8 protein-coding genes and 1 pseudogene are annotated in these 8,361 nt (G+C 45.9%); 3 read left to right on the plus strand and 6 right to left on the minus strand.

What is annotated here, in order from left to right; all coding sequences use genetic code 11:
* From CAG68_RS22330 to CAG68_RS08915, 3 genes and pseudogenes are all read left to right on the plus strand, one after another.
* Positions 1-210 (plus strand): annotated as a pseudogene (locus tag CAG68_RS22330) (regulator); the annotation flags it as partial.
* Positions 211-236: 26 nt separating this feature from the next.
* The gene (locus CAG68_RS08910; RefSeq protein ID WP_161441016.1) at positions 237-710 is read left to right on the plus strand and encodes a hypothetical protein; all 474 of its coding nucleotides are present in this window, start codon (positions 237-239) and stop codon (positions 708-710) included.
* 459 nt (positions 711-1,169) lie between these two features.
* A complete protein-coding gene (locus CAG68_RS08915) occupies positions 1,170-2,501 on the plus strand; it encodes a Fic family protein (RefSeq protein ID WP_161441017.1) in 1,332 nt (443 codons plus the stop codon).
* 65 nt (positions 2,502-2,566) lie between these two features.
* On the opposite strand, the gene CAG68_RS08920 is transcribed toward CAG68_RS08915, so the two are convergent.
* The 6 genes from CAG68_RS08920 to CAG68_RS08945 are packed head-to-tail and all read right to left on the minus strand — an operon-like array spanning position 2,567 to position 8,080.
* Positions 2,567-3,064: a baseplate protein gene (locus CAG68_RS08920; RefSeq protein ID WP_161441018.1), complete on the minus strand. Its 498-nt coding sequence runs from the start codon at positions 3,062-3,064 to the stop codon at positions 2,567-2,569.
* 13 nt (positions 3,065-3,077) lie between these two features.
* Entirely contained in the window at positions 3,078-3,686 is a 609-nt protein-coding gene (locus CAG68_RS08925; protein WP_161441019.1) for a hypothetical protein, read from the minus strand.
* A 9-nt stretch (positions 3,687-3,695) separates the two neighbouring features.
* Positions 3,696-4,364, minus strand: a complete 669-nt coding sequence (locus tag CAG68_RS08930; protein WP_024703854.1) for a hypothetical protein — start codon at positions 4,362-4,364, stop codon at positions 3,696-3,698.
* Positions 4,365-4,385: 21 nt separating this feature from the next.
* Entirely contained in the window at positions 4,386-5,960 is a 1,575-nt protein-coding gene (locus CAG68_RS08935) for a hypothetical protein (RefSeq protein ID WP_161441020.1), read from the minus strand.
* Complete coding sequence (locus CAG68_RS08940) at positions 5,953-6,384, minus strand: DNA-directed RNA polymerase subunit alpha C-terminal domain-containing protein (RefSeq protein WP_161441021.1); 432 nt, start codon at positions 6,382-6,384, stop codon at positions 5,953-5,955. The genes CAG68_RS08935 and CAG68_RS08940 overlap by 8 nt, the downstream gene beginning before the upstream one ends.
* Positions 6,385-6,430: 46 nt before the next feature.
* The gene (locus CAG68_RS08945) at positions 6,431-8,080 is read right to left on the minus strand and encodes a hypothetical protein (RefSeq protein WP_109170151.1); all 1,650 of its coding nucleotides are present in this window, start codon (positions 8,078-8,080) and stop codon (positions 6,431-6,433) included.
* Positions 8,081-8,361: the final 281 nt, after the last annotated feature.

Below are 8,361 nucleotides of genomic sequence, written 5' to 3' on the forward strand. Positions count from 1 at the left end.
ACCAAGGGGAGGGAACTAGCCACCTCGGAAGCTTGGGAAAATTTCAAAATGCATAAAGACACGCTTGAACTACCAACAGGACAATTAGTTACACCCCAAGAGATCCTTACTGGAATAGCTTTACTTGAAATTCAGTCACCTAGTGACACAGGAACACTTACAAAACTCATGAAGTATGCTAGATGTATAGCAGGAATAAAAAATAAGTAGCATATATTTGGCAAGAAGGACTCTAAATGAAAAAAACACTTGTAATGTTATCTTTGCCTTTACTCATGCCTTTTCCAAGCCTAGCGAAGTTTGAAGGATTTACAGAGAAGAGCTATTCAAACGGACAGTATCTAAGAACACATTATACTGAAAGCAATCGCTCTCAATTTCATATTGGATGTGGAAGAGGATCTGACCAGAAAGTATTCAGCCTTGTTGGGTTTAAACATCACAGCCTTTATGACTGGAGTGGTGTTACAAATGTGAAGCTTTCAATTGACGGTGGCAAAGTAATGTCAATTAAAGGTGGGTCAAACAAGTATGACGATATGTTTTATTCAAGTGGCTCAAGTGATTTGTTGATTCAAAAAATGTTAACTGGGAAATTGTTGGAGGTAAGCGTAATCGATAATGAAAAGGAAAAAATATACTTTTCACTGGAAGGGATAGAAGACGCTTACATAACGCTCAAAGATAAATGTAACTTACCTGAGAGCTAAATATTAAGCCGAGCAATCACTGTTCGGCTTTTTTGTATCAGAGCACAAGGTTAGTAGTGAGTGGGAATTTACCCCCGTAATACAACACGGGGATTTACAAACGAACACCACTAGAAAAATAGATAAATTTTTGTAGGGGAAAAGCCCATGAAAAGGATGTGAATGAGTAAAAGGTCTACCAATAATGGGGCACTTATGAGTGTTACGAAGTGAATTTTAGAGTGACTTACTGAAAAGCCAACTATTCGAAATGTTTTGAACTTTTATGTCTACCGACAGTTGTTAGTCACTGGCATAAAATATTGATCGATCGGGATGGCAGTTAAGGGAGCAACTGTACTATTGAAAGTATTCAGCAAAGCATTACACCTCTTGTAATTCTTAGATAGATAAGCGATTGACTACCATTGCCTGTGTGCAATACTACATGCATTAAACATTTGCAAAAAGTTTCACGGCATGAGCAAAAAGATTGCGGGAGTTAGCATTCCACCAGCAAAACCCACTGATTTCATTAAAGTAGTAGAGCTAATCGACAAGTTAGACCCAAGCAAGTACGGGTTTGATAGTAGCGGTAACTACTTGCATTGGGATGCGTTCCAGTACCGTTCAAAAGAGTTTAAAGGCGACCAAAAGGGCTATGCTTGGCATGCCCTAAAAATTAGACGTGGCCTTAACGACATTTCGCTTGTTGATGAAAAGGGCAATCCGTTCCAGGTTAGTGCAGCCAGCCTTGACGCTAAGCTATTCCACATCGATAAACAGCTCAAACTAGAAGATTTGCCGCTATCTGCTCAAGACAAAAAGGCGCACCTAGTGAAAAGCGTGATCATGGAAGAAGCTATTAGCAGCGCCCAATTGGAGGGAGCGGCCACAACGCGCAAGGTGGCCAAGGAAATGCTTGAAACAGAACGTGAGCCGCAAGATGACTCTGAACGGATGATTATCAATAACTGGCATTTGATCATGATGGCTGACGATTTCAAGGATGTAGAGCTCACACCGGAATTGATTAGCGGATTTAATGAAATAGCCACCAATGGCGTGTTAGAGAATGAGCACGTTGCTGGCCAATACAGAACGGATGCGGTCATGGTTAGAGACGTGGCCACTGGCGATATTATTCACGAAGCGCCAGAACATGAGCATGTTTTGAAGCTCATCGAGCAACTATGTGACTTCGCCAACACCGACCATACCACCAGCACCAATTTTATTAACCCAATCGTTAAGGCTTGTATTCTGCACTTTATGATTGGCTACATTCACCCATTCATGGACGGCAACGGGAGAACGGCTAGGGCGCTTTTCTACTGGTTCATCCTTAAGCATGGTTATGAGAACTTTAAGTACGTCTCGATCTCTGCACCACTTAAGAGCGCGCCAACCAAGTACGTTAGAAGCTACGTTTACACCGAAACGGACGACAATGACTTAACGCACTTTGTGGACTACCAGCTAACGGTCATCATCAATGCGATTGAGCGCTTTAACGAGTACATCAAGTCTAAGATTGAAGATACGAGAGAGGTGCGCGAGCTGCTAGACGAGTCCAAGCTTAAGAGCGTGTTGAAACTGCCGCACATTGTGATTCTGGCCAAGGGATTAGAAACAGCCGGACGTGTCTTTTCTGTTAAGGAAATCCAGTCTGATTTTGACGTGTCTCATACCTCTGCGCGCAAGTATCTTGAGAAGCTGGTGGAGCTGAAATTGCTGTTCAAATCAAAGGATGGCAACGAGAACACCTACATTGCACCAGCCGACTTGAAAGAGAGACTGACCAAAGCTTAAGAGCATCAAAAAAGCCGCCTAATTGGCGGCCTTTTTGTGGGGAATAGAATAGGACTGGTTGGCGATTAGAAATCTACCCAGTTGTATTGCAGTGTGATAGCTGGCTTAACAAGTGCTGCTGAATCTTCTGTCGATAGGTCGATCACGTCTGAGCGCACTTTTACGTGCTCTAAGCGGAATCGATGTGACTTAGCACCCTTACCCTTAGTAGATTCAGGCGTAGACTCGATAACGACAGTGACCATTTTCTTTTCACGAACGATCTCACGTAGCATTTTTAGCACTGTACCTGTGATCGTTTCTACGCATGTCACCGCGATTTCGCCTTTGTTCTCAAGCGCACCATTTTGGATGTAGCCCAAGCCCATTTGGCCAAAATCTTCTACGTCTGCACGTCCCATTGCTGGAAACTGAGTAGAACGCACCAAAACGCTAAGATTAGGGTATTCTTCGATTTTCATCTCGAACTCTGTACCCATCATCTTTTCGCCAGCTTGGACGTTCTTAGTGAATTTCTGTTTTAAGAAATTCATATCGCCTTTTGCGTTAAATGCTCCGGCCATAATTACACCTATTCTATTGGAAGTAGTTTGGAATCTGTGACTGATTAATCATTTGCTTAGGAGCGGCGGTAATAGTTACCGTGTTGTAAGCGAAATTGCCGTCTCGCGTCTTAGGGGCGTTAATGTCATAACTCACCTCGCTAATACGCATAGGTAGATTGAGCGCTTTGCCAATCTTGAATCTCGCATCATTTGGAACGCGGCCACCAAGGCCATCGGAACTGACTGGAACAGTATTTTGGAGCTCGGGACTGATCATCTGAGCCAGGTATTTAATGGGATCATTAACCTCTGATTTGGCATTGGTGAACGCGACAAATTTCAGCGTTGCTGTGATTTCTGGCGGTTCGTTTCCTTGCCAAACTTGCTGACTGTTCCATAGTGTTTTACTCGTCTTATCCGACACGGTTTGCGCGACTGAGGACGTTTTATCTAGGGCATTGATGTTACCCACGGAATCGCCCTCAAACGGCGCTTCCCATATCGCTCTAAAGGCAAGCTGACACTCATCAGTCATGTAACCAATGACCGTAACCTCTTGACCGCCTATGACTTGTGTAATGGCGCATTTATTGTGGATAGACACGCCATCATCATTAGGTACGCCGACAATTACAGCCATTGCTTACCCTTACTTGTCCATACCACGAGAATCGCGCATGCGGTTAGACTTTTTGCGAGCTGCTTTAGCTGCTGAGCTGTGAGCTTTTGCGCGCGCTTTCTTAAGTGCTGCTTTTTGTGCTGCACTCATACGGCGCTTACGGCGGTTGGTTTTGATGTAAGTTACCTTGCCGTCACGGATCACTTTCTTAAGCGCTTCAAGCATCATGGATTCACGAACGGCGAACTCTGCAATCGCTTCGTCTGAGTCCACGTTGTCTAGGCCACGCTCTAGGGATTCAAAGATGCGATCTGCTGCTTCTGGATCTTCCAGAGCTTCTAGCATGTCGCCCTCTTTTGGCTGGCCAACTTGAGCAATGAACTCGCTAGCCGCTTCTTGTAGCGATTCGTATAGTGCTGCTTGGCCATCGGTTAGCTCTGCATCGTCATCGCCACCAGCCATGCCAAATAGCATTGCGTCTAGGTTGTCGATTGAGCTGTCACCACCGTTAACCCACTGAACACAAGCTGCTGCTGCGTCTTGGCGAGCCATTATGGTTGATGCACGGTTGATTGACTCAAGAAGTTGGTCTTCTGTTACAGACTCAAAAAATGCAGTTTCAGTTTGTTCCTGCTCGGCCACTTGTGGCATCACAAATGGGCGAGCAAGAACAGAACCCTCAGAAAACATTGATTTCATTCTATTCTTGCTCTTTGTTGATTAACGGATTAGTACAGGTTCACCAAGGATTCGACGTGCGGAGCCAGTTGGACAGAACGACCAAGTGACTTTCCAGTAGTCGATTTCGACTTGCTTGATTTCCAGTGTCCAAGCGCTTTCGCCGTCTTGAGCTGGATTACGAGGTGTCACTAGCGCACCAACGGCTTCATAGCCCTCTAGGATGCTGTCCATACCGTCAGTTAGACCCTCAAGCGTTGCACCGTCAGGTTGGTGTTTTAGGCGATTACCTAGTGCGTAGAAGTCGCGTGAGATAGCGTCAGCAATAGACACGACTTGCTCAAAACGTAGGTAGTTTTCAGCCGCAGATGACGTTAGAGAGTCATCAATGAATAGGTTGCCGTTTTCGTCTGTGCCTAGTTTGTTTAGACGTGCCTTGTACATTTCTTGGTAGTTAGGCTCGCCAGCACCTTGGATTGGTTTTAGGCCAGTACGCTGAATAACAGCACGTTCAACACCTGCTGGTGTGTAGTGCCATCCGCCGACAGGAGAGGTCTTAGCAACGCCAAGCGCTTTAGCTGCAAAGCCGATACCTGAACCACCCCATACCGCCATGTTGCCGTAGAAACGACACTTAGCTTGATAAGGGATATGCACAAATGAAGCGCGATGGTTGTTGAAGTTCAGACCTTTCTTGAACTCCAATGCCGCTTCGTGCGTTAGGCGAGGATCAATATCGAAGTAGCCAGAAATGCGTTTGTCTTTACAGATTTGCGCTAGGTCAGTGATCACCGCTGTTTCGTAGCAGCCCAAACCACAAACGTAGTTGTAGCTGTAAACGGTAGTGCGTAGTGCTTTCACTGCTTTCTGGTAATCTTCAGCCGTAATGTCGCTAATATTGCCGTTGGTCGCGCCAGTGAATTTGGTTTTAGCAATTGCAGTAACTTCGCGTTTCGCTACTTCTGCATCGATACGACAAGTTAGGTACTGCGAACGTTCTTCAAGAACAGTCTCGATAAACGCAGCGCTACCCATTTGGTCTACTGCTGTAGGCTCTAGGGATACAACCCATTCTTCTAGCACTACAGAGCCACCAGCCGCCTGTTCTTCCTCTAGGGTAAGAGTGAACATGCCAGCGCCGTAAGTCGCTTCGTCTGCTTTCGCAAGCGTGATAGAGCGGTTATCGGATTGAGCACCGTCTTTGATAGCGATCGCTAAAAATTCGCCATCTTCAAGTGACAGGTCAGCCGAGTAGTTGATCGCTTCATTCGTGATCGTTACTTCGTCTGCTGGTTTGGTTAACTTGATAGCTGGATAGGTTGCTGTTTTTGGTACGACACGAACCACATAGCCATTACCGCCGCGCAATGCTTCATCAAGAACGCGCATGCCGTCAGCCAGTTTGCCAAGGCTTGAGTGGTAAGGTTTACCTAGCTTATCTAGGAAGTTAGCCGCAGTTACCGGAATAACCTCGAACGGCTTACCTTTTTGAGACACAATCACACCGCCAAACACTAGCTGGTTAGAGCCAGTGCCTTGCTTAGTTGTCGAGTCAGCGTTAATTGGCGCAACCGCAACTTGTGAGACGTTATCCATTGAAAATTCAATCTTACTCATTCTCTGTCTCTTTCAGCGTTAGATCCTGTGCTGCAAGCTGGTCTACAATTTCTTGCAAACCCGCTTGAGCAATACCTTTCACCGCAATCACGTTGTCTTTCGTCATTTCGGTTAGTTGCTCAACCGTTGTCACACCGTGGTTAATCAGGGCTTTTTCAACGCTTGCGCTTAGCTCAAGTGCTGATAGCGCTGTGCCTTTGTCGCTGGTGGCTGTGTCTGGTTGTTTTTGAGCTTCTGGTAAAACCGTTGGCTCAAGGCGAACCGAAACAAGGCCGTTTGGATAGGCCGCTTCCACTTCGTGTTTGAAGCGGTTCACGTTGAAAACTGAGAGAGGGAAATCTTTGGCCAGTGGTGGCATAACGCGACCCTGCACCGTGATTTCCTTTGGTGTGTGGTTGGTGATTAAAACGATCGTTTCTTTCATCGAATCCCCCAAGAGCGGCAGCCCGTAAGACTGCCGCTTACTTGCCTTATGCCGCTTCTGCTACAGGAGCTTCGTCGATAAGTCTCACACGGTAGAAGTAGTCTTCTCCGTCGAATGGATGGATCTCGCCGTAGGCCAATTCGTATAGCGTGTTAGACGCTACTAGACCTTTGCCGATTGGATGTGTGTACATGGTTGCTGCGATCGCATCACCCGCTACGTAACCCGCTTCTGAGTGAGAAGAACCGCGACCGTAACAAAGCATGTCGTTCGTACCGATAACTACCGGACATTCGAACACTTTCCACATACCGAACAATTTACCCGCGTAGTGGATAGCGTTTTTCTGTTGGTAGTTAGCCGGAGCAACGAAATATGGAGCACCAAGAGACTTAAGGATTGTTGACGCGCCAGTACCAGCAAAGATACCTGTCATGCCAGTTGTGCGAGTCGCTTGTAGGATCTTCGTAGAAACGTTTAGAAGAACTTCGTTTAGACGTTCACGATGTAGACGCCAATCTTCACCAGCCGCTACGTAGATATTGAATGTTTCTTCGCGCGTACAAGCAAAGTCCATATCTACTAGGTGGCGAGTCGCTTTTTCCGATGCCAATGTGTTGCGCATGTGACTCATCTGTAGAGATTTCAGATCTTGGCCAAACTCGCGTTGCATTGTGAACATCGCTTGGATCGTCGCGTCTGCTGCGATTGCGTTTTGACGTGGGCGCAGTATGCGAGAATCCATATCATGGTCGATCGTCGGGATAAGGTCAGGGCGTCTTTCAATGTCTACTTCGAACTCAATATGCAGAACGGTCTCTGCTGGCAGGGCCGATGTTGGAGTGACGGTAACTTTGCCTTTTGCATGGTCTATCTGACAGTTAATAACCATACCATTGTGAGTGCCTGTCATTATTTGACTGCCGTTGCTGTCTAGGTCGCGAGCCACACGTTTATGGTTAATAAATAGGGAAACAGATGTCTTCGTGAATGGGATTTCAAACTTGGTGTGTTGTAGGTCAGTCTTAGAGTCAAAGACGTGAGTTTTCTTAGTGCCGTCTGGTTGTTGTTCAGCGACAAACTTGTAACGCTGACGCATAGACGAGTATTGGCCAACCGTTGCTTGGTCGATTTCAGTACCCGCTGCGAAGTCACCAAAGTTTGAGCCAGTGCGGCGGTACACTTTGAAGATCTCAACTTCGTTGGCTCCCGCTGGGATCATCGTTACAGCGTCAAGTGTTGCTGTCTCTAAAAGCACAGGCAGCACTAGGCCAACCATTTTCGCGCGGATTTCAACACCCTCTGACGTTGATAGAGACTGACCGATAGACTCAAGCATCATTGCGCCTGTTGAGCCATCACGCTTAGCGCCCTCTAATGTCATCATGTTACGCATAGTTGCGTGAGCTGATGCCATTAGTTCGTCGCTAGGTAGGTGGCCGTAAGTCTTTTCGTATTCACGTACCGCAGATTGCATACCTGATACGATGCCAACCGCTGTTTCTTGAGACACTGACTCGAACATAGGCTCATTCGCAATGGCTGACAAAATAGCCGCGCCACGAGAATTGTCGTCAGTTAGAAACATGCCTGTTTGTGAATCGAATTGGGATTCGATACACAGATTACGCATTGCTTGAGCGCCTAAATGAATCGCCTCAATGCGTTTGTTGAAGTTAGAACGTTTATCTGCCATGTAAATAAACCTTAGTTATTAATTGAGTGTGTTCGGAATTGTTAAGCCGCAGAAAAGCGGTAAAAATTCGCTCAATTTCGGATGGTAATTAAGATTTAATGCGAAAAAAACAGGGGTGAAGTTGCATTTAACTTATTGTTATATAGTGAATTTGTGTCTTTTTGTGCGCGTTTGTGGGAATGGTAACGACAGGGGGTTTCTATGTCGTTGATCGTGTGTTTTTACTGAGAGAAAAGGGGATAGGAAAGGACAACTAAAAAAAATTTAAAAAATTTTTAGTT

Source organism: Vibrio sp. V42_P2S4T144 (assembly GCF_009904715.1).
GTDB lineage: Bacteria > Pseudomonadota > Gammaproteobacteria > Enterobacterales > Vibrionaceae > Vibrio > Vibrio alginolyticus.

Bases quoted from the DNA above. Each gene is read 5' to 3' on its own strand.
- CAG68_RS08910 (WP_161441016.1), top strand. From the start codon at position 237: ATGAAAAAAACACTTGTAATGTTATCTTTGCCTTTACTCATGCCTTTT.
- CAG68_RS08915 (WP_161441017.1), top strand. From the start codon at position 1,170: ATGAGCAAAAAGATTGCGGGAGTTAGCATTCCACCAGCAAAACCCACT.
- CAG68_RS08920 (WP_161441018.1), bottom strand. From the start codon at position 3,064: ATGGCCGGAGCATTTAACGCAAAAGGCGATATGAATTTCTTAAAACAG.
- CAG68_RS08925 (WP_161441019.1), bottom strand. From the start codon at position 3,686: ATGGCTGTAATTGTCGGCGTACCTAATGATGATGGCGTGTCTATCCAC.
- CAG68_RS08930 (WP_024703854.1), bottom strand. From the start codon at position 4,364: ATGAAATCAATGTTTTCTGAGGGTTCTGTTCTTGCTCGCCCATTTGTG.
- CAG68_RS08935 (WP_161441020.1), bottom strand. From the start codon at position 5,960: ATGAGTAAGATTGAATTTTCAATGGATAACGTCTCACAAGTTGCGGTT.
- CAG68_RS08940 (WP_161441021.1), bottom strand. From the start codon at position 6,384: ATGAAAGAAACGATCGTTTTAATCACCAACCACACACCAAAGGAAATC.
- CAG68_RS08945 (WP_109170151.1), bottom strand. From the start codon at position 8,080: ATGGCAGATAAACGTTCTAACTTCAACAAACGCATTGAGGCGATTCAT.